We start from the raw sequence: 24851 nt of genomic DNA on the forward strand, positions 1-24851 counted from the left end.
GGGCAGCCGCGGCGGCGCGACCGGCACCGGCCGCGCCGCTCCCCCGGCCTAGGCCGTGCGTCCCAGGCGGAAGCGGGGATGGGGCTCGGCGCGGCCGGTGGCGAGGTCGGCGGCCATCGCGCCGATGAGCGGGGCGAACTTCGCGCCGTGTCCGGAACACGGGGAGACGACGACGAAGGGGCCGTGGCGGTCCAGGACGAAGTCCTCGTCCGGGGTGGTGGTGTAGAGGCAGGTAGCCTCGGCGACCGGGTCGGGTTCGAGGCCCGGGAGGCGGTCGCGTACGAAACCGCTCACCCGCGTCCGCGACGACGCGTCGACGACCCCGCTGCGGGTGCGGGCGGTGGCCGGGGTGCCGCGGTCGTGCTCGGCGACCTTGAACGCCGGGAGCGGGCCCCCGTCGCTTCCGGACGGCAGGCCGTACAGGTGCAGCGCGCCGTCCCAGATCAGGGTCGGCCATGTGACGGACGGGTCCCGCTGCCGGAAGTGGAAGACCTGCTGCTGGGTCACCGCCAACGGCGGCAGGGCGAAGGGCAGTTCGAGCTCGGGCAGCCAGGCGCCGGCCGCGATCACCACCGTGTCGGCGACCGTCTCGCGGCCGTCGTCGGTGTGCAGGCGCACCTTCCCGCTCCCCCGGACGTCGATGCCGGTGACGCGGGTGCCGAGGACCGCCCGCGCCCCGTGGTCGATCGCCCGCCGGACGCAGGTCCGTACGGTCTCGTCGGCGTCGACCACGCCCGCGTCCGGGTGGTGGAGCACCGGACCGGTGACGCGGATGTACGGCCAGCGCTCGGCGGCGGCTTCCGGGCCCAGGAGTTCGTGGGGCACGCCGGCCGCGCCGAGGAGGTCGGCGAGCGCCTTCGGGTCGTGGTCCTCGCCCATGTCGAGCCCACCGGTCGTGCGCAGCAGGGCGGCCGAACCGTCGTCCTCCAGCTCCCGCCACTGCTCGTAGGCCTGTCCGGTCAGCCGTACGTAGAAGGGGTCGGCGTACGCCCGCCGGAAGATCCGTGAGCTGCCGTGCGAACTTCCGTGCCGGTGGCCGATGTCGTACGCCTCGACGAGCGTCACGTCGTGGCCTCTGCGGGCCAGTTGCCAGGCGGTGGCCGCGCCCATGAGCCCGGCGCCGACGACGGCGATCACAGTCCCTCCCCGGGGATCCGGTCGGTGCCCGCGAGCGGAGCGCGGGCGATGACAGCGGACTCGATCGTAAGCGCGGGCACCTCCGCGGGTGCCAGGTGGAGGGGGTGGGCCGCGGCTGGGCCTTGCCCCAGGCGGACGGCGCACTGTTCACCGGCGGTCGGCCGCGAGGTCCTCAGCCCGTCCTCAGCCCGCGGGCACCCGGTCCTGGGCGGCCCCGTGGTCGGTGGTGCCGCTCACCCGCCCGTCCGCCCGCCCACCCGCCCGTCCGCCCGTCCGCTCGACGGGCGGCGAGGATCAACCCGGCAAGTCCGCTCAGGACGACGGCGGCGCCGACGGGGAGCGGTGCGGTGCGGCCGAGGCCGGCGCTGATGGCGAAGCCGCCGAGAGCGAGCACGGGAGCCCCGCGGACATCTGCCGTGCACGGGCGGCCGGTTGGATGTTCACGCCACCGTCCTCGCGCGGCGCGACCGCTGCTGATCCGGCGTCGGCTCGCGAACGCGAGAGGGCCCACGGGAAGGTTCCGTGGGCCCTCTCACCGGATCGTCCCTCCGGTCGGCGGGTCAGTGCGGGGCGGCCACCGGCGTGCCCGCGGTCACCGTGGCGCGCCTGGGGTGCAGCAGCCGTTCGGCCAGTTCGCCGAAGACGAGGCCGAAGCCTGCCCACAGCGTGACCTGCATGGCGAGGGCGGACAGCCGGAACCGCCACAGCAGGGCGGCCGGGAAGTCGCTCGGCACCTCGTTGACGGCGGGCAGGAACTCGTAGGCCAGCCCGACGACCAGCACGAAACCGAGGACGGCCGCGACGGTGGCGTTCCAGGTCCCCAGCCTCGGTGCGAGCCGCTTGCCGAGGATCACCGCGGCGACCGCGAGCAGCACGCTGAGCACCATCATCAGGAAGTACAGGGTGGTGCGCTTGCCGATGGTGTCGGGGTCGCCGACCGCGGGCGGGTTCGCCGGGTATTTCAGGAACGGCACGACGTACACGGCGGCGAGGGCGGTCCCCGACAGCAGAAGTGCCGTGGCCCGGGGGCCGAAGCGGCCTACGCGGCCGAGGGCGAAGCAGAAGGCGAGGGCGGCGATGCCGCCGAAGGCCACCCCGTAGATCAGCACGCCGGTGGCGAGGCCGGCGGTGGACTGGAGGCTGCGGGAGACGAGTTCCACCTCGTGGTGCTCGTGGCCCGCGGCGTGGGACTCCTCGAAGCCGATCGCGCCGTCGACGTTCGGCTCACCGAGGAAGTAGGCGACGATCAGGGCGAGCACGCCGGCACCGAGGCCGGCGAGCATGCCCCGCACGAGGAGGTTTCTTACCGTTGCGGAGTTCATGGGTGTGGCGGGGTTCCCCTCGGGATCAGTGGCAGGGGAAGCCGAGCAGGTGGCGGGCGTCGTGCACCCACTCGTGAACGTCCTCGCCGGAGACGACGGCTGTCGCGCCCTGCTCCGCGCCGACGAAGTACAGCAGGACCAGCATCAGGACGCCGAAGAAGACCGCCCACGGGGCGATGTCCTTCAGCGGCAACTTGGCGGGTACGACGGGCGTGGTGGTAGTCGGCCGGGCGACATGCTGCGCCATGGCAGGACCTCCTCTGGGAGTTCGCGTCCCATCTCGGTGGTGCACATGACGACGGCCACGGGTCTGACTCGCGGTGCGTGCCCCTTCGGGGTACACCGTCCACAGTGGCGCGACCGTGCCGGGTTCTCACCGGCTTCCGTCTCGCCGTCGTCGATATCAGAGCGACGGTACCGCGTGTCGGGCCCCTGGCCAATAGCGCCCCACCTGGCGTGATTCCGCTCTCCACGGCCAGGTGGCCCGGATCACGACGAAGGTCCCGCCCGGTGAACCCCCTCCGCGGTGGTGTCGGTTGGGGCGAGCCCGAGTTCGCGCTCGCCGAGCGGGGTGAAGAAGCGCTCGACGTCGGCCGCGGTGACCCCGGCGAGGGTGGCCGGCGACCAACGCGGGTCGCGGTCCTTGTCGATGACCTGGGCGCGGATGCCCTCGACCAGGTCGGGCGTGCTCAGAGCGGCGCAGGAGACCCGGTACTCCTGTTCCAGCACCCGTTCCAGCGAGTCGAGCCGCCGGGCTCGGCGCAGGGCGGCCAGGGTCACCTTGAGCGAGGTGGGCGACCTGGTCAGGAGGGTCTCCGCGGCCTCCTTGGCCGCCGGGTCGCCGTGGGCGAACAGCCGTCGGACGATCTCCTCGACGGAGTCGGCCGCGTAACAGCTGTCGATCCACGCCCGCCGGTCGGCCAACTCGCCTGCAGGCACGGGCTGTACATGACGGTCCAGGGCTTCCCGGACGGGCAGGGCGGCGAGGTCGTCGGCCAGCTGCCGGAGCGAGGCGGACGGCACGTAGTGGTCGGCGAGCCCGCACTCCATCGCGTCCCCGGCGCCGATCTGCGCACCCGTCAGGGCGAGATGGGTGCCCAGTTCGCCCGGGGCACGGGCGAGCAGGTGGGTGCCGCCGACGTCCGGTACGAAGCCGATGCCGGTCTCGGGCATCGCGATCCGCGACCGCTCGGTGACGACCCGGACGCTGCCGTGCGCGGAGACACCGACACCGCCTCCCATCACGATGCCGTCCATCAGGGCGACGTAGGGCTTGGGGTAACGGGCGATGCGGGCGTTGAGGTGGTACTCGTCGCGCCAGAAGGCGGCCGAGGCGGTGCCGTCGCGGGCGTCGTCGTGGACGGCGCGGATGTCTCCGCCCGCGCACAGGCCGCGCTCCCCCGCGCCGGAGATGACGACGGTCTCGACGTCCGGGTCGCGCTCCCACGCCGTCAGCGCGCCGTCGACGCGGCGCACCATCGCGTGGTTCAGGGCGTTGATGGCCCTCGGCCGGTTGAGCGTGATGTGGGCGGCCCGGCCGGCGGTGTGCAGCAGGACGGGGTCCTCGATGTCGTTCATCCGGATGCCTCCGTCAGGCCGCGGGCCATGTTGACGCGCATGATCTCGTTGCTTCCTTCCAGGGTGCTGGACGCACGGGTCATGGACGATCTTCTCCGTACCGTGCTCGCCGAGGAAGCCCCTGCCCCGTCCGGCGGGGAACCCGGCCGGACGCCGGGCATCCGGTGGCGGTGGCGGTGGAGGCGGCACACCGGGGCACGCGGACAGGGCTCGCTCCGACGCGGATGGAGAGCGAGCCCTGTCCACCGGCTCCGATTCTCGGGGCCCGGAGGCCGGCGGGCCCATGGGTGCGCGGGCGCCGGCCGTGGTGAACGGCGCACACCCCGTACGAGTGGCGCACACCCCCGCGCGGACCCCGCGCGGGCCGCCGGCCCGCGGCCGGATCCGCACGCGTGACCTGTGTCGGACCGGGGAAGGCACACCCCTGCGGGGCGTCCGCGGGTGTCCGCGCCGGCGCCCCGCTTGATCGCACACCCCCGGCGGCGGGCGATACTGACCTACGCACGTCGTCACCACCCTCACGAATGGACTGACACACATCTCCGCGACCGTTCCGCCCACGACGCCCTCCACGGTGTGGCAGACCCGTGGCCGTCACACCGGCCCCACCGCTCCGGACGTCCTGCGCAAACACCTTCAGGCACTCAAGGACGCCGAGACCGTCCAGGACTTCATGGAGCTGCCCGACACCGACACCCCCGAGGGCGAGACGGCCTTCGAGGCCCGGTGGCTGCTCGCGGAGGAGGTGACCGTCCGTGCCCGGCTCAGGCTGGCCGAGTGGTCGGGCCAGGGCCAGGAATGGACGCTGACGGCCGAGGCCGAGCGGCCGTGGGACCAGCGGTGGCCGTCGCCCGCCGAAATGTTCTGGTCCTGGGAGGCGGACACCCCGTGGGGCAACGAGACCGTCACCGGTGAGCGGTTCCTCGCCGCGAACCCGCTCCCGGCGGACGACAAGGAGCTGCGGCGCGCGCTGCGGGCCGCGCTGCGGGACACCTGGACCGTCCACCTCGTCGTGCACGAGGCCATGACACCCGACGAGCTGGGCCGGCGGTCGCTGGTCCCGCTGCTGCCGCCCGGCCTGCACCACCGGGTCGTCGAGCACCGCGCGGCCCCGCACCAGCTGCGCACCGTGAACTGGGCCCTCAAGGAGGCCCGGGTGGAGGTGCCGCGCGGCGGGGCGCTGGTCCTGCCCGGCGCTCCCGCCCCGGCCGACTACGACGCCGCCGACTACTCGGTGCGCAGCGTCTTCCTGGACGGCACGCATCCCACCGAGCTGCTGGACGCCGTACGGCGCTTCGCGGCGCTGCCCAGGCCGCTGCCGGAGGACGCCGACGCCGCGCTCACCGCACTGCGGGAGGAGTGGCAGCTGCTGACCCCGCAGGAGGAGCTCGCGCGCGAACGCAAGCTCGTGGTGATGTACAAGGAGGCGCTGGAGGCGATGACGGAGTCCCGGGACCTGTACCGGGAAGCCGCGGAGCACGCCCACGAGGCGCTGGCCGCCTATCGCGAGGCGGCGGCCGAGGCCGGGGAACCGCGGCAGGCTCCGGCCCGGAAGAGCGGTTCGCCGTTCCAGCAGCTGGGCCGGACCCTGGAGCGGTTCAAGGAGACGACCAAGGCCCTGCGGCCGGTGCCGTCCGCCACTGCCGGGGCTCGGGGGGAGTCGCCGGAACAGGACCGCACCGGCGGCACCAGGGGCCCGGCCGGGGCCACCGGCGGCGACGAACCCGAGGTCACCGACCGGTAAGGGGTCGGGGCCGGCAGGTCGGCGTCGGCAGGTCGGCAGGCGCCGACGGGCGGCTCACGGCCGCCCGTGCCCGAATTGCCTCGTACCGGGACGTGTCACATGCCCCTGTCTGGATACGCGGTCCCCACGGCACCACGGACCGCCGGAAGGGACCAGCACATGGGCAGCGAGCACGGCCCCCGGTCATCGCCCCACCGATCCGACACGACGCTGCGCGTCAACGGCAAGCCGCACACCCTCTCCGTGGACCACCGGCGCGTGCTGCTGGACCTGCTGCGGGAGGATCTGGACCTCACCGGAGCGAAGAAGGGCTGCGACCACGGTCAGTGCGGCGCGTGCACGGTCCTCGTCGACGGGCGGCGCGTCAACAGCTGTCTGCTGCTCGCCGTCGCACTGGACGGCTGCGACATCACGACCGTCGAGGGCCTGTCCGGCGACGGCGAGGATCCGCATCCGCTCCAGCAGGCCTTCCTGGAGCGTGACGCCTTCCAGTGCGGATACTGCACGCCCGGACAGATCTGCTCGGCGGCGGGCGCCCTCGCCGAGGCCGAGGCGGGCCATCCCTCGCACGTCACGGACCCGGCGGCCCCCTCCGGACGGCCGGTCGCGCTGGACCGGGACGAGATCCGCGAGCGGCTCAGCGGCAATCTCTGCCGCTGCGGCGCGTATCCCCGCATCGTCGACGCGGTCGAGGACGTGACCGGGGCGGGCAGCACATGACCGGGCCGACGGCCCAAGGGCACGACCGGGGCAACCAGAGGACGTGATCCGGTGGAAACCTTCGCCTACGTACGGGCCGCCAGTCTCGCGGAGGCCGCCGAGGCCTTCGCCGCGCACCCGGGCGCACGCTATCTGGGCGGCGGCACCAATCTCGTCGACCTGATGAAGCTCGGCGTGGAACGGCCGACCGCCCTCGTCGACGTCACCCGGCTCCCGTTGGACAAGGTGACGGAGCTGCCGGACGGATCGCTGCGGATCGGCGCCCTGGTGCGCAACAGCGACCTCGCGGCGCACCCCCGGGTGCGTGACCGCTACCCGGTACTCTCCCAGGCGGTGCTCGCGGGCGCCTCAGGCCAGCTGCGCAACGCCGCCACCACCGGCGGGAACCTGCTGCAGCGCACCCGTTGCCCCTACTTCCAGGACCTCTCCAAGCCGTGCAACAAGCGCGAGCCCGGCAGCGGCTGCGCCGCCCGGGACGGCGTGCACCGCGACCACGCCGTGCTCGGGTACTCCGAGCACTGCATCGCCACCCACCCGTCGGACATGGCGGTGGCACTGGCCGCGCTGGACGCCGAGGTCGAGCTGTACGGCACGGCGGGCGTGCGCCGGGTGGCGGCGGCCGAGTTCCACCGGCTGCCCGGCGCGGAGCCGGAGCGGGACACCGTGATCGAACCCGGCGAGCTCGTCACCGCCGTCCTGCTGCCCGCCGCAACGGCCGGGCTGCCGTCCGCGTACCGCAAGGCGCGCGACCGGGCCTCGTACGCCTTCGCGCTGGCCTCCGTCGCCGTGGTCCTGGAGGTCGCCGACGGAGTCGTCTCGCGGGTGGGGATCGCCTTCGGCGCGCTGGCCCACCGCCCGTGGCGGGCCCGGCGGGCCGAGGAGACACTGCTCGGCGCGGCTCCCACCCGGGCGGCCTTCGAACGCGCCGCCGACCTGGAACTGTCCGAAGCCCGGCCGCTGCGCGAGAACGCCTACAAGGTGCCGCTGGCCCGCAACCTCGCCGTCGACGTCCTGGCCCGACTCGTACCGGACGAGCCCGGGCCGGAGGGGCCGCCACCGCACGAGCCCGGATCGCGGGAGGAGGACTCATGACCGCCGTGGGCGCCCCCGCCGAGCGCAGGGAGGGCCGGGAGAAGGTCACCGGAACGGCCCGCTACGCCGCCGAACAGCCTCTTCCCGGGCGGCTGTTCGCCCGTCCCGTCCCGGCGGCGATCGTGCGGGGCCGGGTGACCGGCATCGACGACACGGCGGCGCTGGCGCTGCCCGGTGTCGTCACCGTGCTCACCCATCGCAACGCGCCCCGCCTCGCCTCGGCGGACGACGCCACCCTCGCCGTGCTCCAGGACCCCGAGGTACCGAACCGGGGCTGGTTCGTCGCCCTGGTGGTGGCCGACAGCCCGGAGGCGGCCCGGGCAGGCGCCGCCGCCGTGCGGGTCACCTGCGTCGAGGAGAAGCACGACGTCACGCTCTCCGCGACGCACCCGCAGGCGTACGTCCCCGAGAAGGTCAACGGGATGTTTCCCGGCGTGCGGGAACTGGGCGACCCCGACGGCGCGTTCGCCGACGCGGACGTGCGGGTCGACGTCGGGTACCGGGTGCCGCCCCTGCACAACCACCCCATGGAGCCGCACGCCAGCACCGCCCACTGGGACGGCGAACGGCTCACCGTGTACACCTCCAGCCAGGGCACCACGGTCGTACGCGCCGTGCTCGGCACGATGTTCGGGCTGGCGAACGAGCGGATCACGGTCCTCGCCGAGCATGTCGGCGGTGGCTTCGGTTCCAAGGGCACGCCCCGGCCCGACGTGGTGCTCGCCGCGATGGCCACCTGGCACACCGGACTCCCGGTCACCGTGGTCCTGCCCCGCCGTACGCTGCCCACCTCCGTCGGCCACCGGGCGTCCACCCTCCACCGGCTGCGCCTGGGCGCGGACTCCGACGGCCGGCTGACGTCGCTCGTGCACGAGGTGACCACGTACACGTCACGCATCAAGGAGTTCGTCGAGTACGCGGGCATGCCGGCCCGCGTCATGTACGCCGCCCCGAACCTGCGCAGCAGCCACCGGGTGGTCCGGCTCGACGTGCCGACGCCGTCCTGGATGCGGGCCCCCGGCGAGGCGCCGGGCATGTACGCCCTGGAGTCGGCGCTGGACGAACTGGCCGGGGCCCTCGGGATGGATCCGGTCGAGTTGCGGGTCCGCAACGAGCCGGACGCCGAACCGGACAGCGGCAAGCCGTTCAGCAGCCGGCACCTCGTCGAGTGCCTGCGGGAGGGCGCCCGCCGGTTCGGGTGGTCCGAGCGGGACCCCCGTCCCCGCACGCGTTCCGCCGGTCCGCTGCTGCTCGGGACGGGCGTGGCCGCCGCCATGTACCCGGTGCAGGTGTATCCGTCGAGGGCGGCGGCGCGTGCCCTGCCGGACGGTTCCTTCCTCGTCGAGGTGAACGCCGCCGACATCGGCACCGGCGCCCGCACGGTCCTGGCGCAGATCGCGGCCGACGCCCTGAAGGCGCCCCTGGAGCGGGTGCGGATCCTGGTGGGCAGCAGTGATCTGCCGCCGGCCCCGCTGGCGGGCGGTTCCTCGGGTACCGCCTCCTGGGGCTGGGCGGTGCACGAGGCCTGCGTCCGGCTCGCCGCGCGGCTGGCGGAACATCAGGGTCCGCTGCCGGAGCAGGGGTTGGAGGCGCGCGCCGACACCAAGGGGGCGGCCGACGCCGAAAGCCCCTTCGCGCGGCACGCGTTCGGGGCGCACTTCGCGGAGGTCTCGGTGGACACGGTGACCGGGGAGGTGCGGGTGCGCCGGCTGCTCGGGGTGTACGCGGCGGGACGCATCCTCAACCCCCGTACCGCGCGCTCCCAGTTCGTCGGCGCGATGACCATGGGCCTGGGCATGGCGCTGACCGAGGGCAGCACCCTGGACCCCGCCTTCGGCGACTTCGCCGAGGCGGATCTCGCGGCCTATCACGTGCCCGCGCACGCCGACGTGCCGGACATCGAGGCGCACTGGATCGAGGAGGACGATCCGCATCTCAACCCGGTGGGCGGCAAGGGGATCGGAGAGATCGGCATCGTGGGCACGGCGGCCGCCCTCGGCAACGCCGTGCACCACGCCACGGGCGTCCGCTTCCGCGAACTGCCCCTCACCCCCGACCGGGTGCTGACGGGTCTGCTGGAGACCCCTCAGCACCCGGCGCCGGCCGGCTAGCCGCCGCTGAGCGGGTGCCGGTCCGGGGGGCTCGGCGCCACGCGCGTCCGCCGCCCGCCCAGCAGGCTCACGAGCAGTGCGAGGAGCGCCGTCAGCGCGGCTGCCGCGGCCGTCGGGGCGGCGAGCCAGGCGGGCGCGAGGGTCGCCTGCGTGATCCCGGACGATCGCGTCATCTCGACGCGTCCGGAGAGCAGTTGGGCGCCGGCCAGCACCGCCGGCACCAGTACGGCCACCATGAGCAGCGTGGGCGTGGGCCTGCGGACCAGCAGCAGGGCCAGCAGCAGACACATCCCGGCCGCCGCGAGCGTGGCCGCCAGGATGCCCGGGGGGACACCGTCGTGGTGCACGGGGACGTACGCGGCGCCGCACAGGACCAGTGCCGCGGCGGCGGCCCACGCCGTCCACGGCACGACCGTCGCCTCCCTGTCCGGTGGCGTTTGAGGCGCCTTCGCCCACGCCGGTGCCGGTGCCGGTGCGTGTGCCTGGAGCGGTTGTGCGGGCCGGAGTTCGGCGTCGGTCGGGCCGGCGGGGGACGGCTCGGGTGATCCCTCCCCCTGCGGGACGGACGGCGGCGCCTCGAGCCCCGCCCGTTCCCGCGCGAGCCGTTCGACGAGTTCCACGACCTCCTCGACCGGCCGGTGGGTGGCCGCGGTCCGGACCGCCTCCTCGCCGCAGTGCGGCTCGAGGGGCGCGCGGTACAGCAGCGCCATGAGCCGGGTGACCTCCTCCACGGAGCGGCTCTCGGCCGCAGCGCGGATCATGTGGCCGGCCTGCTCCGCGTGGTGGGGCGGCCGGGACAGCACGGTCACCAGCCGGGGTACGTCCTCCAGGGGCCGGTCCGTGCCGACCACGCGCAGCACGCCGGCGGCCGCGTCCACGCCCCCTTCGCACTGTTCGAGCAGGGTGATGAGCCGGGCGACGTCCTCGAGCGGCCGGTTGGCCGCCGCGGCGTGGAGGAGGCCGTCGACGGGGTCGGGGTACGCGGGGCCGGTCTCGCTCGGCGGGCCGGCGTCGGGCCCGTACACGGGAGCGGCCGGTGGGACCGGAGGCGGTGCGGTGGTGGCGGAAGCGTCGGGGAGGGGTGAGGCGGAACGGTCCGTGACGGACCGTGTGGAGCGGGTGATCATGCTGAGCTCTCTCTGGAGGGTGCGGTCGCCCCTGCATCCCCGAGATGCGACACGCGAAGTGACCCTGCCCATTACACGGGCCGCCCGGCGTGCTCCGCCACTCGGACGCGGCAGCCGTGTGAGCCGCGTCCGATGCGGTAATCCCGCCGGAAACGGGAATCCGGAAACCGAAAGCGGGGAAATCGAGTAAGAGCAGACGTCGCGCGACGGACCATATGGGAGGGCCCGTGGATGCGCCAACCACGCTCGTCGTCGTCGCGGTGCTTGCGGCCGCGGCGCTGTTCGCCGTGGCCGCCACCGTGCTCGTGCGTCTGGTCCGCGCCCGCCGGGGCCTGAGACGAGCGGGGCTTCCCACCGGGCCCCGCTGGGTGTTCTGGGGGGCGGTCCTGTACTTCGTGCTTCCCACCGACGTACTGCCGGACCCCGTCTATCTCGACGACATCGGCGTCCTCCTGCTGGCTCTGCGTTCCCTGCGCCGCACCCCCGGTGACACCGCGCACCTCCCCGACTGACCGTCCGGGAAGAGGTTTTCACCCCCGCTCGACCCGATCTCCCCTGCTCCGCGCCCTGTTCGGTGCCCGACCGCGCGATGATCACGGAGAGTAAGGAAACCAACCACCCGTTCGATTCGTATAAGTGACTGAAGGACGCACCTATCCAGTACCACGCAGCGGGCCCGAGTGACGTCGCACAGCGGCACCGCTTGATCGAAGCAGTACCGACGAGGGAGAGACGATGCAACCGTTCACGCTCAACTACGCACGCCCAGCGGCCGAGTTGGAGTTCAGCACTCCGTACGCCTATGACCCCGGAATGCAGTTGAACGTCACTCTCGACGGCCGGATCGCCGCTCGTGACCACGCTCTTTTGAGAGAACTCGGGACGACGACCTCGACGGCGGGCTCCAAGACCCACTTCGACGACTGAACACGGGCCGACGAAAATGACCGTGCTCATCCTTACCTGTGAAGAGGACGTCACGGCGGACATGGTGGTCGTGCACCTGAACGCCGCGGGCGTCCCCGTCGTCCGGCTGGACCCGGCCGACCTGACCCACTCCGTCGCGCTCTCCGGCGAGTACGTGCACGGTGCCTTCCGGGGCCACCTGTCGTCCGCCGGACGGCTGGTGAGCCTCGAGGGCCTGCGGTCGGTGTGGGTCCGGCGGCCCGGCGAGGCGGCGGCCCGGGCGGCCCAGCCGTCCGCGTGGCTCACGGAGGAGGCCTCGCAGGCGCTGTACGGCATGCTCCGCGGTACCGGGGCACGCTGGATGAACCACCCGGACGCGTCCCGGCGCGCCCGGCACAAGCCGTGGCAGCTGCGGCTCGCGCAACTCAGCGGGCTGCCCGTGCCGGCCACGATCGTCACGACGTTCCCGCAGGCGGCCCGGGAGTTCGCGGACCGCTACCCGGATCTTGTGGTCAAGCCGGTGTCCGGGGCACATCCGCAGGACCCGCCCCGGGCGGTGCCCACCACCCGGGTCCCGCCGGGCGCGGACTTCGCCGCCGTCGCCTACGGACCGACGCTGCTCCAGCGCCGGGTGGCCAAGCGGGCCGACATACGGCTGACGGCGGTCGGCGACCGCATCCTGGCCGCCCGCAAGGAGACGGTCCCCGGCGGTGACCCCGACGTGGTGGACGTGCGCTACTCGCCGTCCACCACACCGTGGCGTCCCGCCGACGTCCCGCCGCGCCTCGCCGAAGCCGTGCTGAGGTATCTGCGGGAGGCGGAACTGGCCTACGGGGCCTTCGACTTCGCGGAGGACGCCGACGGAACGTGGTGGTTCCTGGAGTGCAACCAGTCCGGCCAGTTCGGCTTCGTGGAGGTCGACACCGGGCAGCCGATCGCGCGCACCATCGCGGAGTGGCTGGCCGGCGCGCCCCCGGAGCACGATGCCCGGCAGCCCGACCGGTGCGGCTCCACCACCTCGTGAGACGTCCGGGCGCGGCGGGCACCACTGGGGCACACCGCCGCGCCGGGTCCGGTTCGGGCCTCCCTCAGACGGCCAGGGACAGTCCGCTCTCCGGGTCGCGCGCCGGCACCGCCGCCGCGGACTCGAGCAGGGCGTCCGCCGCGGCGACCGCCTCCCGGACGTCGGCCGTGTCCATCAGCACGCACAAGGTGTACGTCACGTCCTGCAGTTCACGAGCCGTCTGCGGACTGTCCCACTCCGCCTGAGCGATCCTCAGCGTCGCGTACCGGGTCAGCAACGTCCTGGCGACCTTCGGGTCCGGAACGATCACGAGCGCCCCTCTCTCCTGTTTGCGCTGCGTGTGCCCGGACCTGGGTGATTCATGCACGGCGGGCGGGAAAGTCACCCGCCGGGGTCAGGATCCGGCCACTTGCACTCACGCGACCTGCCCGCTGTGCAGGTCCGTGTACGCGCCGCCCCGGTGCAGGAGCTCGTCGTGCGTGCCGGTCTCCAGGATCCGTCCCTCCCCCATCACCACGATCCGGTCCGCGCCGCGCACGGTGGACAGCCGGTGCGCCACCACGAAGGTGGTGCGGCCGCGCAGCAGCCGGGCGAGGGCCTGCTGGACGAGCGCCTCGGACCGGGTGTCCAGCGCGGACGTCGCCTCGTCCAGGACCAGCACCTTGGGGTCCCGGATCAGGGCTCGGGCGATGGCCAGCCGCTGCTTCTGCCCGCCCGACAGCCGGGCCCCGCGCTCCCCGACGAGGGTGTGCAGGCCGTCCGGAAGGCGATCGACGAACTCCAGCGCGTTGGCGTCGCGCAGGGCGGCGCGGACCGTCTCCTCGTCGGCCTCGTCCTCCATGCCGTAGGCCACGTTCTCGAGGATCGTGCCGTCGAAGAGGATCGACTCCTGGGGCACCACCGACACGAACCTCCGGTAGGTGCGCAGGTCCAGGCTGTTCATGTCGGTCCCGTCGAGCAGCACCCGGCCCGAGGTCGGCCGGATGAAGCCGATGACGAGGCTGAGCACCGTGGACTTGCCCGCGCCGGAGGCACCCACGAGGGCGACCGTCTCCCCGGGTGTGACCGAGAGGGTGAAGTCGCGCACCGCCGGGCTGCCGCTGTCGTACGCGTAGCCGACGCCATCGAAGGTCACGGAGCCGTGCAGCGCGGTGAGTTCGGACTTTCCCTCGTTGTCCTCCAGCTCGGGCGCCTGCAGGACCTCGCCGACCGAACGCACCGATTCCAGGCCCTTGGTGATGACCGGGGCCAGACCGGTCAGGGTGGTGGTGGAGTTGGTGAGGGTGGTCAGGAAGGCGCTCAGCATGACGACGTCACCGGCGGTGACGCCCCAGACGCCGTAGTACGAGATGAGCGCGGCGCCGGTGAGGACGAGCACCCCGATCACGTTGAGCAGCACCCAGGCCAGCGAGCCGAAGCGCCCGTTGAGCAGGTCCAGACGCATCCCGGAGGTGAGCAGCCGGCTCAGGGTGCCGTCCATGCGGCGCAGTGCCTTGCCCTCGAGCCCGTGGGCGCGGGTGACCGGGATCAGCCGGGTCATCTCGGTGACGCGTGAGGACAGGGTCTCCACCTCGTGCCGGAAGTCCTCGTTGTGGGTGCGCAGCCGGGCCCTGAGGCGGTCCACGAGGACGGCGGCGACCGGCACCACGACGAGGAAGACCGGCACGAACTCGGGGGTGCGCACGGCGATGATGACGAGGCCGCCGGTGAGCACGGTCAGCGCGCCGAGCCCCTGCTCGGCGGTCTGCTGCACCATCTGCTCCACGGTCTCGACGTCCCGCACCACCTTGGCCTGGAGCACACCGGCGCTGACCCGGGAGTGGTAGCCGATGGACAGCTGCTGCATACGGGTGCACAGCGCGGACCGCAGGGTGGTGCCCATGCGGCGGACGCTGCCGTAGAGCAGCCGCACGTAGAGGAGGTGCAGGGGGTAGTTGACCAGCAGGATGAACAGGATGACGCCGGTGCTCGTCCAGAGCCTGGCGATCGGCTGGTGCTGGACGACGGTGTCGATGAGGGACGCGGTGATGAGCGGCAGCAGCCACACCGGGCTGTGTTTGACGGTGAAGACGAAGGCCGCGGCGACGAGGCTGCGCCGGTCGGCGCGCAACAGGTAGGCGAGGGTGCGGATCGGGTGCTCGCCCCGGTAACGGTGGTCGAGCGGTCTTTCGTACGACGACGCCATGGGCGGCGGTCCTCCCGGTGGTCGTGTCAGACGGCGGCGTCCAGCTCGGCGAGTTCCTCCGCGGTGAGGACGAGGTCCGTCGCGGCGAGGGAGTCGAGGATCGTCTCGGGGCGGCTCGCGCCGGGGATGGGCACCACGACCGGTGACCTGGCGAGCATCCAGGCCAGGCAGACCCGTTGCGGGCTGACCCCGTGGGCCTCGGCGACATGGGCGAACGGCGCGTAGGAGGAGCCGAGTCCGCGGGCGCGGGAGATGCCGCCGAGCGGGCTCCACGGCAGGAACGCGATGCCGAGCTCGTCGCACAGGCGCAGTTCGGGCTCGCTGGAGCGGAAGGCCGGGGAGAACTGGTTCTGTACGGCGACCAGGCGCCCGCCGAGGATGTCGTTCGCCTGCCTGATCTGCTCGGGGTTCGCGTTGGAGATGCCGGCGGCGCGGATCTTGCCCTCGTCCAGCAGCTCCCGTACCGCACCGACGGACTCCTCGTAGGGGATCCGCGGGTCGGGGCGGTGGAACTGGTACAGGCCGATGGCGTCCACGCCGAGCCGGCGCAGCGACGCCTCGCAGGCCGCCCTGAGGTGGGCGGGGCTGCCGTCCAGGGTCCAGCTGCCGTCGCCGGGGCGCAGATGGCCGCCCTTGGTGGCGACCAGGACGTCCCGTCCCCGGTCGTGGCCGGCGAGGGCCTTGGCGATCAGGGTCTCGTTGTGGCCGACCTCGTCGGCGTGGAGGTGGTAGGCGTCCGCGGTGTCGATCAGGGTGACACCTGCGTCCAGTGCGGCGTGGATCGTGGCCAGGGACCGGGCCTCGTCCGGGCGTCCCTCGATCGACAGGGGCATGGCGCCGAGGCCGATCGCGCTGATGTCAAGGTCACCGATACGGCGGGTCTGCATGGGCTCGCGACCTCTTTCGGATGCGGGCGGGCAGGGCGAAGTCCGGTGCACCGGGAGGTGATCGCGGTGCACCGGACGTCCTCCAGCCTGACCCCGCCGTCACCCGCGGGTCCAATGGAGATAAGCGAACGCATTCAGCAGCGCGGCCGCTGAATCACGGGATGGCGGGTCAGGAGCGGCCCGCCAGGTACTCCGTCACCCCCGGCGCCTCGTGCGCGTCCTCCAGGCCCACCAGGCCGCCGACCGCCTTCGCGTCCGGCTTGAGCACATAGGTCGACAGGGCGGCCGGGCGGGACACGTCGGAGAAGTCCTGCGGGGAGCCGAGTCCGGTGTCGACGCTCTTCTGCCCGCGGTGCGCCTTCACCACGTCCTCCCGGGCGAGGCTCCCGGCCGCGCAGGCCTTCTTCAGGTCGGCGCCCAGCAGTTGGGCGGCGTTGTAGCCGGACAGCACCCCGGAGTCCACCGGGGAGGCCGGGTACTTCTTCCCGTACGCGGTCACCATCTTCTGGACACCGGGCAGGTCCGAGCTGACGGCGGGCGCCGCGCTGACCACGTTCAGCAGGCCCAGCAGGGCCGGTGCAGCGGGCGTCTTCAGCAACTGCGGCGCGTAGCCGGGCGCGCTGCTGACGACGGGCACCTTCAGTCCGCGGGAGGCCGCGACCCCGACCAGGGAAGCGGTCTGGGCCGGGCCCGCGCTGATCAGGACGGCCTTGACGCCCGCCTTGCTCAGCGCCGACACCTGAGCGGTCAGATCCGTGTCCGTCGCCTTGATCTTCTGCGGGACGACCTTCAGCCCGGCCTTCCCTGCGGCCCAGGTCGAGCCCTCCAGGGCGTTGGCGCCGTAGTCGCCCTCGAAGTAGACGTGTCCGATGGAGTCGCCCTTGGCGAGGCCCTTGGTGCGGGTGAGGAAGTCGACGGCCGTGATCATGTCGATGTCGTAGGTGGTGCCCATCACCTGGACGGAGTCCTTGCCCAGCAGGGAGGCCGCCCAGGCCTGCGGGAAGGTCAGCAGGTGGTCGCGCTCGATGTCGTCCAGCAGGGCGGCGACGACGGGGGATCCGATGACCTGCGGCAGCGCGACCACGTCCGGGGAGAGGTCGGCGTAGGCGGTGACCGCCTTCTGCACGTCGTAGCCGTGGTCCTTGACGACGATCTCGACCTTGCGGTCGCAGATGCCGCCGGCGGCGTTGGTCTCGTCGGCCCACAGCTGCTGGGCCTGCACGATGCTCTTGCCGAGGGTGGCGTAGGGGCCGGTCAGGTCGGTGAGGGCGCCGAGTCTGATGGTCTTCGCGGTCACGCCCGGGCCGGACTTGACGCCGTCGGCGCTGTCGGAGCCGCTGTCGCCGTCCGCCTTGGAACTGCAGCCGGTGGCCGCGACGAGCAGGGCCGCGAGCGCGGCGGCGAGAAGGGTTCCGGGGACGCGGTGCCTGTGGTGCGTGCGGTTCACGGGGTGGGCTCCTTGGTTCGGACGGCGGAGGCGGATGGACGGGTGGCGGGCGCCGGGGCCGGGGCGGCGGGGCGCAGACGGGCGCGGACACGGCGGGTGATGCCGGTCAGTCCGTCGGGGGCGTACAGCAGGACCAGGACGATCGCCGCGCCGTAGAGGTAGCGGGCCGCCTCGGTCGGGCCCACCCCGCCCTCGGTGGTGCCGGGGGCGGTCACCAGCGGCAGCTGGTCGGCGTATCGGGTCATCAGCAGGGGCAGCGCGGTGACGAAGACGGCGCCCGCGGCGGCCCCCGCCACCGAGCCGAGGCCGCCGATCACGATCATCGCCAGGTAGTCGACCGAGAGGGCCAGGCCGAAGTAGTCGGGGACGACCCGCCGGAAGGCCAGCGCGAGCAGCACCCCCGCCAGGCCCGCGTACATCGACGACACGACGAAGGCCGACGCGCGGTGGCGGGCGACGTCGACGCCCATCACCGCGGCCGCCGTCTCGCTGTCGCGCAGGGCCGCCAGGGCGCGCCCCGGTCGTCCGCGCAGGAGACCGCGCGCGGTCCACCAGGTGCCGGCCAGCAGGGCCAGACCGAGGAACCACAGGCGTTCCTCGGCGCCGAACGGCACGCCGAGGACGACGAGTCCCGCACCGTCGTCGCCGAAGGAGAACCCGCCGAGGCTCAGCGGGGGCACGGAGCGGCCGTTGAACCCGCCGGTGACGGAGTCGGCGGTGAGCAGCACATGGTGGCCCAGGAAGACCAGGGCCAGCGTGGCGACGCCCAGGTAGATGCCGCGCACCCGGCCGGCGACCGGACTGAACAGTCCGCCCGCCGCCCCGGCGAGCAGCACGGCGAGGACTGCGGCGAGCGCGGTCGGCAGTCCGGGGCCGGATTCTCCGGCCAGCCAGGTGTAGCCGTAGGCACCCACCGCCAGGAAGAAGGCGTGCCCCAGGGAGAGCTGGCCGGCGGTGCCGGTGAGCAGGCCCAGGCCGACGGCGCCGATCGCGGCGGCCATCGAGAACAGGCCGATGCGCAGCCAGAAGGCGTCCAGGTAGAAGGGCGGCGCGCACAGCAGGAGGGCGGCCAGGAGCACGAGGGCGCCCTTGGGGATCCGCTCAGACACGAGCCGCTCCCTTCGCGCCGAAGAGTCCGGTGGGCCGCACCAGCAGGACGGCGACCATGACGGCGTACGGGGCGACGTCGCCGAACCCCTCGCCCAGCACGTGCAGTTCGGACTGGTAGCCGGCGGCCAGGGCCTCGGTCAGGCCGATCAGCAGGCTGCCGGCCAGGGCGCCGGGCGGGGAGGTCAGGCCGCCGAGGATCGCGGCCGGGAAGGCCTTGAGGGCGATCTGGCCGGTGGCCCGTTCCAGCCCGGGGGCGGGGAACGCGGCGAGGAACACGGCGGCCAGCGCGGCCAGCGCGCCGGCCAGGCACCAGGCGAGCATCCGCACCCGGCTCAGCCGTACGCCCATCAGGGCGGCCGCCTCCGTGTCCTCCGCGGCGGCCCGCAGGGACAGGCCCCAGGACGTGTAGCGGAACAGGGCGAAGACGGCGCCGATGGCGAGCGCGGAGACGGCGATCGCGGCGAGCCGGCTGTCCGCGACGGTCACGGAGCCCAGGCGGGTCACCGAATCGCCCCACGGGTCGCCGAGGGTCAGCAGGTCGCCGCCGATGCGCCGGGAGAGGTCGGTGAGCAGCACGATGTCCACGCCGATGGTGACGATGGTCTGCACATGGGCGGCCTTGGGGTCGGGATCGCCGCGCTGGAGCAGCAGCCGGTCGAGGGCTCCGGCGAGCGCCGCGGTGGCCAGGACCGACACCGCGAGGGCGCCGGCGAAACCGAGGTCGTCGTGGAGGACGGCGACGAGGTAGCCGCCGAACAGCAGCAGCGATCCGTGGGCGAAGTTGAGCACCCCCGACGCCTTGAAGATCACGACGAAGCCGAGCGCGACCAGGGCGTAGACCGCGCCGAGCGCGAGCCCGGTGAGGATGCTGTCGAGGAAGGCGGTCATACGGAGTCCCCTTCGGAGTCGGTTTCCTCTTCGAGGGCGGTGTCCTGCGCGGGGGTGTCGTCCCCGGGGGTGTCGTCCCCGGGGGTGCCGAGGTAGGCGCGCAGCACTTCGGGATGGCGGCGGACCTCGTCGGGGGTGCCGTGGGCGATGCGCCGGCCGAAGTCGAGCACCGTGACCTCGTCGGCCAGCCGCATCACGAGGCCCATGTCGTGCTCCACCAGCAGGACGGACAAGCCGAGTTCCGCGCGGACGGCGTGGATCACCTCGACCGTCCGGGCGCGTTCGGCGCCGTTCATGCCGGCCACGGGCTCGTCGAGCAGCAGCACGCGCGGTTCGAGACAGAGCGCTCGGGCGAGCTCCACGCGCTTGCGGTCGCCGTACGACAGCAGGGCGACGGGTGTGTCGAAGCGCGCCGCCAGTCCGGTGAGTTCGGCGATCTCCCGGGCCCGCGCGAGGTGGGCGCGCTGTTCGCGCACCGCTCGGGGCAGACGCAGGGCGGTCGCGGCGAAGCCCGCGTGGGAGAGGACGTGCCGGCCGAGCATGAGGTTGTCGGCGACGGTGCCCTCGGTGGTGACGATGTTCTGGAAGGTACGGGCCACGCCGAGGGCGGCGATCCGGTGGGGCGCGAGTCCGGTGAGGCTCTCCTCGCCCAGCCGGACCTCTCCCGACACCGGGCGGTACAGGCCCGACAGGACGTTGAAGCAGGTGGACTTGCCGGCGCCGTTGGGGCCGATCAGCGCGTGCACGGATCCCGGGGCGACGGTGAACGACACCGTGTCCAGGGCGGTGAGACCGGCGAAGCGCACGGTCACGTCCCGGACCCGGAGTTCGGGCGGCGCCGCCGCGAGACGGCCGGGAGCGGTGGCGGTGGTGGGGCGCAGGCTCACGCGGCCCCCTGGTCGGCGTCGTCACCGAGGTAGAGGCGCCGTACGGCGTCCGTGCTCGCGAGGTCGTCGGCCGGGCCGGACAGCCGGACCTCGCCCACTTCCAGGACGTAGGCGTGGTCGGCGAGGGACAGCGCCATGCCCGCGTTCTGTTCGACCAGCAGGACGGCCGTGCCCTGGGCGTTGATCTCACGGATCACCTCGGCGATCCGGAACACCATGCGCGGGGCGAGGCCGAGGGACGGCTCGTCGAGCAGGAGCAGCCGTGGCGCGGCCATCAGGGCCCGGCCGATGGCCAGCATCTGCTGCTCTCCCCCGGACAGCAGACCGGCCGCCTGCCGGCCCCGCTCGGCGAGCACGGGGAACAGCGTGTACACGCGGTCGCGGGCCTCCCGGACCTGGTCGGGCGCCCGTCGGCCGAGGCCGAGGCCGCCGGTGCGCAGGTTCTCCTCCACCGTCAGTCCGGCGAAGACCCGGCGGCCCTCCGGGACCTGGACGACGCCGGCCCGCACCGCCGCCACCGGGTCACGGCCGTCCAGGACGGTGTCTCCGTAGCGGACGAGGCCGGCCGTGACGGTGCCGCGGTGCAGGCGCAGGGTGCCCGACACCGCCCGCAGCAGCGTGGACTTGCCGGCGCCGTTGGCGCCCAGCAGCGCCACGACCGCGCCGTGCGGGACGGTCAGGGACACGGAGCGCAGGGCTGACAAGGCCCGCCCGTACGTCACGTCGAGACCTTCGACGTGCAGCGCGGGCCGCTCCTGCGGGGGTACTCCGGGCATCGCGGCTCCTCGGGTCCGTGCCGGCGGGCACGGAGTTTCTGGGGAAGGGAAGCTCACGACAGCACGCCGGAGGAGGCGCGGTACAGGCGCGGACGCGGGGTCGCTGCGCCACCCCAACGGGAGGTCGGCGGGGTTGTGCGCCTGCCCAGGCGGCCGGGCCGGTGGTGCCCGTAGGAGGGGGACGGGGGTGCCCCGGGGTGCGCAGCGTGACGCGGGAGGCACGAGGTGCCGTCGGCGTGGACGGCGGAAACGGAACGGGTGCCGCCGGTGTCGACGGCGGAAACGGAACGGGTGCCGCCGCGTTACGCGGTGGCACCCGTGATCGTCGGTCGGCGGTTCCTACTTCGCGCGACGCGCCTTGCTCTTGCGGCCGTCGGGCCACAGGCGTGGCTTCCTCTTCGCCGCGAGGTCCTCGATCCAGCCGGTCGCGAGGATCATCGCCGCGATGAGGGGCCAGACCAGCACGAACATCCACAGCATGTACGAGGCGTCGAGGGCGCCCGTGAAGCTCGGGTTCTCCATGAAGGGGAGTCCGTAGGCCAGGTCGATGATCGGGACGGTGGCCATGATCAGCAGGTTGTGCCACAGGTAGATCGTGACGGCGCGGTTGTTGGAGAGCGTGATCAGCCTGTCCCACCGGGCCAGTCCGCGCGGGAGTTCCTGCCACGAGGGCGAGTACTGCAGCAGGATCACCACGAACCCGAAGGACCAGGCCGCCTGGGCGAGCGGGATGTCGTTGAGGTCCCAGCCGTCCGGTCCCAGGTGCCCGGAGGCCCACCACAGGCCGAAGGCCATCACGAGTGCGGAGCAGGAGACCGCCGCGTAGCGGGGTATCCGCGCGAGCGTCCCCTCCTGGTGGGCGAAGCCCAGCACCCAGCAGCTGCCGTAGACCGCGAAGTCACCGACCGCGTTGCCGGTCTCGCCGGGTATGGACACCACGCCCGTGCCCACCACCGCCGTCAGCGCGAGCGGCGCGAAGAGCGTGACCCAGGGCGCTCGGCGGAACGCCCACAGCAGCAGCGGCGAGGCGAGCACGAACCACAGGTAGGCCCGCAGGTACCAGAGCACGCCGGCCGCCTGGACCGCCCAGGTGTTCTCCAGCAGGCCGGACTTGGACCCGATGTCCCAGGGGAACGGCGGCGCGCCGAGCGGGACGACGTAGTTGAGCAGTTCGACGACGCCCAGGGTGCCCCCGTGGTCGGGGTCGTCCAGCGGGTTCCAGCCGCCCGCGAACATCAGCGTCAGGACGACCGCCCCGAACAGCCACAGCGGCGGCAGCAGCCGCCGGACGCGGTCGCGGATCACGCCCAGCGGCGGACGCTTCAGCGAACGCGCCATCAGCGAGCCCGCCAGGGCGAACATGACGCCCATGGACGGGAACAGCACGGTGAGCCAGGCCCAGCCGAACAGGTGGTAGACGACCACACGGACCAGCGCGACGGTGCGCAGCAGGTCGAGGTAGCGGTCGCGTCCCGGCTTCCTCACGACCGTGGCGCCCTCGGGCCCGGCCGTGGCGGGCCGCTCCGGGAGGGCTTGCGCGGTCCGCTGCGGAGGGACGCCGAAAGCCGGTGTCCCGAACGCCGGTGTCCGCTCGGGACCCGCGTTCGTCCCGGTCGGGTAACCCTGGGTCATGCGACAGGCCTCCGGTCGTTGGTGCTGCCGGCGTGCTGACGCGGCACGGGGCCTCCCGGCGCCTCCACCGCGCCGGTGCGGCGCAGCTTCTGCCAGCGCAGCCGGCCGCCGGTGAGGGCGGTGATCCAGGACTGGAGCAGCACGACGTACATGAGCTGGCGGTAGAGGATCTGCTGGAGGGGCAGCGAGATCAGGTGGGTCATGCGTTCGCGGTCGAGCCGGAAGGCGTAGGCCGCGCACACCGCCTGGACGGCGAGGACGCCCAGCCAGGCCACGATCGTCTTCTGGGTGGGGCCGAAGACCACTCCGTAGAGGAGGAAGACGTCGATGAGCGGGGCCAGCAGCGGGGCCACGACCATGAACAGCGAGACGAACGGCAGCCCCACGCGGCCGAACCGGCCCGACGGGCCGCGCTCGAAGACGGCCCGGCGGTGCTTCCAGATCGCCTGCATGGTGCCGTACGACCAGCGGTACCGCTGGGACCACAGCTGCTGCACGGACTCCGGGGCCTCGGTCCAGGCGCGGGCCTTCTCCGCGTAGACGACCTTCCAGTTGTCGCGGTGCATGGCCATGGTGATGTCGGTGTCCTCGGCGAGCGTGTCGTCGCTCATGCCGCCGACCCGTTCCAGGGCCGAGCGGCGGAAGGCGCCGACCGCACCGGGGATGGTGGGCATGCAGCCCAGGACGTCGTACATCCGGCGGTCGAGGTTGAAGCCCATCACGTACTCGATGTGCTGCCAGGCGCCGATCAGCGAGTCCCGGTTGCCGACCTTGGCGTTGCCCGCCACGGCGCCGACCTTCGGGTCGCCGAAGGGCTGCACCAGTTCACGGACGGTGGACGGCTCGAAGACGGTGTCGCCGTCCATCATCACGATGAGGTCGTACCGGGCGTTGGCGATGCCCCGGTTGAGGGCGGCGGGCTTGCCCGCGTTGAGCTGCCGGACGACCCGGACGTTCGGCAGGGCCATGGCCTCCACGATCAGCGCGGTGCCGTCGGAGGAACCGTCGTCGATGACGAGCACCTCGATGGGGTGCTCACTCGCCATCAGCGAGCGGACGGTGTTCTCGATGCACTTGGCCTCGTTGTACGCCGGCACCAGCACCGACACCGGTTCGGTGACGGGCGGGCCCCAGCCGAACCCGGGCCTGCGCACCCTGCGGGCGTGCAGGGCGGACAGCAGCAGCATGAGCACGAACCGGCTGATGACCAGGACACCGATCACCGCGAGGCCGACCACCAGTACCCCGGTGATGTTCTCGGCGGCCCCGACGAGGAAGATCCAGGCCTTGCCCTTCCACAGGTCGAGGCCGGTGACCGGGGTGTGGGCGCTGGGCGCGCCGAGGGCCTCGGTGAGGTTCTCGAACTCGTAGCCGCGGGACTTCAGCTCGGGCAGGAAGCGGTCCAGTGCCTGGACCGTCTGGTGGCGGTCGCCGCCGGAGTCGTGCATCAGGACGATCGCGCCCTTGCCGCCCTCGGGCGTGGCGCGCCTGATGATCTCCTCGACGCCGGGCTTCTTCCAGTCCTCGCTGTCGGTGTTGTTGACGACGGTCAGGTAGCCGAGTGAGCCGATGTACCGGGTGACCGGCCAGGACTTGTCGTCCATCGCGTCGGCGAAGGACGAGTACGGCGGCCGGAACAGCGAGGTGCGGATGCCCGCCGCGCCCGCCAGCGCGAGCTGGTTCTGCGAGAGCTCCCAGGAGATACGTTTCTTCGACTGGAAGGACAGGTCAGGGTGGTTGAAGGTGTGCAGACCGACCTCGTGGCCCTCGTCCACCATCCGCTGGACCAGGTCGGGATAGCGGGAGGCCATCGTGCCGGTCACGAAGAAGACGGCGTGCGCGTGGTGCTTCTTCAGCACGTCCAGGACCTTGGGGGTCCAGACCGGGTCGGGTCCGTCGTCGAAGGTCAGGACCAGCCGGTGGTCGGGCACCTCACGGCTGGTGCTGCGGCCGCCGCGGCTGTCGATGACCGGGCCGCCGTCCAGGATCTCGTCGGGCACCTTGCCGGCGGACGCCTCGGGCTGGACACGGTGGTCGGCCAGGATCTCGCTGTGGACGTAACCGCGCACCATCAGCATCGCCATCATGGCGACGAGGACGAGGCTGGGCAGCATCAGGCGCATCGATACGCGGCGGCGCCGGGCGGCGCTGTCACGGGCCGCGGCTGCGGCCCCGCGACGGCGGGCGGGGAATGCCATCGGAAGGTGTGCTCCAGAACAGGACGGAACGGGATGGAACGGGACGGGACCGGAAGGGAGGAGACCGGAAGGGAGGAGAG

22 protein-coding genes and 1 riboswitch are annotated in these 24851 nt (G+C 72.9%); of the genes, 7 read left to right on the forward strand and 15 right to left on the reverse strand.

The window, feature by feature from the left end; all coding sequences use genetic code 11:
- Positions 1-48: 48 nt before the first annotated feature.
- The 4 genes from ASD48_RS24815 to ASD48_RS24830 form a co-directional block, all read right to left on the reverse strand.
- Positions 49-1137, reverse strand: a complete 1089-nt coding sequence (locus tag ASD48_RS24815; RefSeq protein ID WP_057603920.1) for an FAD-dependent oxidoreductase — start codon at positions 1135-1137, stop codon at positions 49-51.
- 560 nt (positions 1138-1697) lie between these two features.
- Entirely contained in the window at positions 1698-2459 is a 762-nt protein-coding gene (locus tag ASD48_RS24820) for a CbtA family protein (RefSeq protein ID WP_057603921.1), read from the reverse strand.
- A 25-nt stretch (positions 2460-2484) separates the two neighbouring features.
- Entirely contained in the window at positions 2485-2706 is a 222-nt protein-coding gene (locus ASD48_RS24825; protein WP_057603922.1) for a CbtB-domain containing protein, read from the reverse strand.
- 36 nt (positions 2707-2742) lie between these two features.
- A riboswitch (cobalamin riboswitch) is annotated at positions 2743-2890 on the reverse strand.
- A 58-nt stretch (positions 2891-2948) separates the two neighbouring features.
- Entirely contained in the window at positions 2949-4037 is a 1089-nt protein-coding gene (locus ASD48_RS24830; protein WP_057603923.1) for an enoyl-CoA hydratase/isomerase family protein, read from the reverse strand.
- Positions 4038-4611: 574 nt separating this feature from the next.
- Between ASD48_RS24830 and ASD48_RS24835 the strand changes: the two genes are divergently transcribed.
- The 4 genes from ASD48_RS24835 (at position 4612) to ASD48_RS24850 (ending at position 9704) form a co-directional block, all read left to right on the forward strand.
- Complete coding sequence (locus ASD48_RS24835) at positions 4612-5781, forward strand: hypothetical protein (protein WP_057603924.1); 1170 nt, start codon at positions 4612-4614, stop codon at positions 5779-5781.
- 159 nt (positions 5782-5940) lie between these two features.
- The gene (locus ASD48_RS24840; protein WP_057603925.1) at positions 5941-6501 is read left to right on the forward strand and encodes a 2Fe-2S iron-sulfur cluster-binding protein; all 561 of its coding nucleotides are present in this window, start codon (positions 5941-5943) and stop codon (positions 6499-6501) included.
- Between the two features lie 51 nt (positions 6502-6552).
- A complete protein-coding gene (locus tag ASD48_RS24845; protein WP_057603926.1) occupies positions 6553-7593 on the forward strand; it encodes a xanthine dehydrogenase family protein subunit M in 1041 nt (346 codons plus the stop codon).
- A complete protein-coding gene (locus tag ASD48_RS24850; RefSeq protein WP_057603927.1) occupies positions 7590-9704 on the forward strand; it encodes a xanthine dehydrogenase family protein molybdopterin-binding subunit in 2115 nt (704 codons plus the stop codon). Before ASD48_RS24845 ends, ASD48_RS24850 begins: the two co-directional genes overlap by 4 nt.
- On the opposite strand, the gene ASD48_RS24855 is transcribed toward ASD48_RS24850, so the two are convergent.
- Complete coding sequence (locus ASD48_RS24855) at positions 9701-10831, reverse strand: hypothetical protein (protein WP_057603928.1); 1131 nt, start codon at positions 10829-10831, stop codon at positions 9701-9703. The genes ASD48_RS24850 and ASD48_RS24855 overlap by 4 nt on opposite strands.
- A 227-nt stretch (positions 10832-11058) precedes the next feature.
- On the opposite strand from ASD48_RS24855, the gene ASD48_RS24860 reads away from it, so the two are divergent.
- The 3 genes from ASD48_RS24860 (at position 11059) to tgmB (ending at position 12761) form a co-directional block, all read left to right on the forward strand.
- Positions 11059-11343, forward strand: coding sequence for a DUF1232 domain-containing protein (locus ASD48_RS24860; protein ID WP_057603929.1), 285 nt, complete (start codon positions 11059-11061; stop codon positions 11341-11343).
- Between the two features lie 223 nt (positions 11344-11566).
- The gene (gene tgmA / locus ASD48_RS24865; protein ID WP_020129087.1) at positions 11567-11758 is read left to right on the forward strand and encodes a putative ATP-grasp-modified RiPP; all 192 of its coding nucleotides are present in this window, start codon (positions 11567-11569) and stop codon (positions 11756-11758) included.
- Positions 11759-11774: 16 nt separating this feature from the next.
- The gene (tgmB, locus tag ASD48_RS24870) at positions 11775-12761 is read left to right on the forward strand and encodes an ATP-grasp ribosomal peptide maturase (RefSeq protein ID WP_057603930.1); all 987 of its coding nucleotides are present in this window, start codon (positions 11775-11777) and stop codon (positions 12759-12761) included.
- Between the two features lie 64 nt (positions 12762-12825).
- On the opposite strand, the gene ASD48_RS24875 is transcribed toward tgmB, so the two are convergent.
- The 10 genes from ASD48_RS24875 to ASD48_RS24920 all read right to left on the reverse strand — a co-directional run bounded on the left by ASD48_RS24875 (position 12826) and on the right by ASD48_RS24920 (position 24771).
- Entirely contained in the window at positions 12826-13071 is a 246-nt protein-coding gene (locus tag ASD48_RS24875; protein WP_057603931.1) for a DUF5133 domain-containing protein, read from the reverse strand.
- Positions 13072-13176: 105 nt separating this feature from the next.
- Entirely contained in the window at positions 13177-14946 is a 1770-nt protein-coding gene (locus tag ASD48_RS24880) for an ABC transporter ATP-binding protein (RefSeq protein WP_057603932.1), read from the reverse strand.
- A 26-nt stretch (positions 14947-14972) separates the two neighbouring features.
- The gene (locus tag ASD48_RS24885) at positions 14973-15833 is read right to left on the reverse strand and encodes an aldo/keto reductase (RefSeq protein WP_057603933.1); all 861 of its coding nucleotides are present in this window, start codon (positions 15831-15833) and stop codon (positions 14973-14975) included.
- Positions 15834-16002: 169 nt separating this feature from the next.
- Positions 16003-17280, reverse strand: coding sequence for an ABC transporter substrate-binding protein (locus ASD48_RS24890; protein WP_057603934.1), 1278 nt, complete (start codon positions 17278-17280; stop codon positions 16003-16005).
- Positions 17277-18389 (reverse strand): branched-chain amino acid ABC transporter permease, encoded by a 1113-nt coding sequence (locus ASD48_RS24895; protein ID WP_057603935.1) that lies wholly within the window; start codon positions 18387-18389, stop codon positions 17277-17279. The genes ASD48_RS24890 and ASD48_RS24895 overlap by 4 nt, the downstream gene beginning before the upstream one ends.
- Positions 18382-19278 carry a branched-chain amino acid ABC transporter permease gene (locus ASD48_RS24900; RefSeq protein WP_057603936.1) on the reverse strand — a complete coding sequence of 299 codons (897 nt, stop codon included), beginning with the start codon at positions 19276-19278 and terminating at the stop codon, positions 18382-18384. Before ASD48_RS24900 ends, ASD48_RS24895 begins: the two co-directional genes overlap by 8 nt.
- The gene (locus ASD48_RS46045; protein ID WP_057603937.1) at positions 19275-20165 is read right to left on the reverse strand and encodes an ABC transporter ATP-binding protein; all 891 of its coding nucleotides are present in this window, start codon (positions 20163-20165) and stop codon (positions 19275-19277) included. The genes ASD48_RS24900 and ASD48_RS46045 overlap by 4 nt, the downstream gene beginning before the upstream one ends.
- Positions 20162-20941, reverse strand: a complete 780-nt coding sequence (locus ASD48_RS24910) for an ABC transporter ATP-binding protein (RefSeq protein WP_057603938.1) — start codon at positions 20939-20941, stop codon at positions 20162-20164. Before ASD48_RS24910 ends, ASD48_RS46045 begins: the two co-directional genes overlap by 4 nt.
- Positions 20942-21280: 339 nt before the next feature.
- On the reverse strand, positions 21281-22573 hold the full coding sequence (locus ASD48_RS24915; RefSeq protein WP_057603939.1) for an acyltransferase: 1293 nt from the start codon (positions 22571-22573) through the stop codon (positions 21281-21283).
- Complete coding sequence (locus ASD48_RS24920; protein WP_057603940.1) at positions 22570-24771, reverse strand: glycosyltransferase; 2202 nt, start codon at positions 24769-24771, stop codon at positions 22570-22572. Before ASD48_RS24920 ends, ASD48_RS24915 begins: the two co-directional genes overlap by 4 nt.
- Between the last annotated feature and the right edge of the window lie 80 nt (positions 24772-24851).

Source organism: Streptomyces sp. Root1310 (genome assembly GCF_001426425.1).
Taxonomy (GTDB): domain Bacteria; phylum Actinomycetota; class Actinomycetes; order Streptomycetales; family Streptomycetaceae; genus Streptomyces.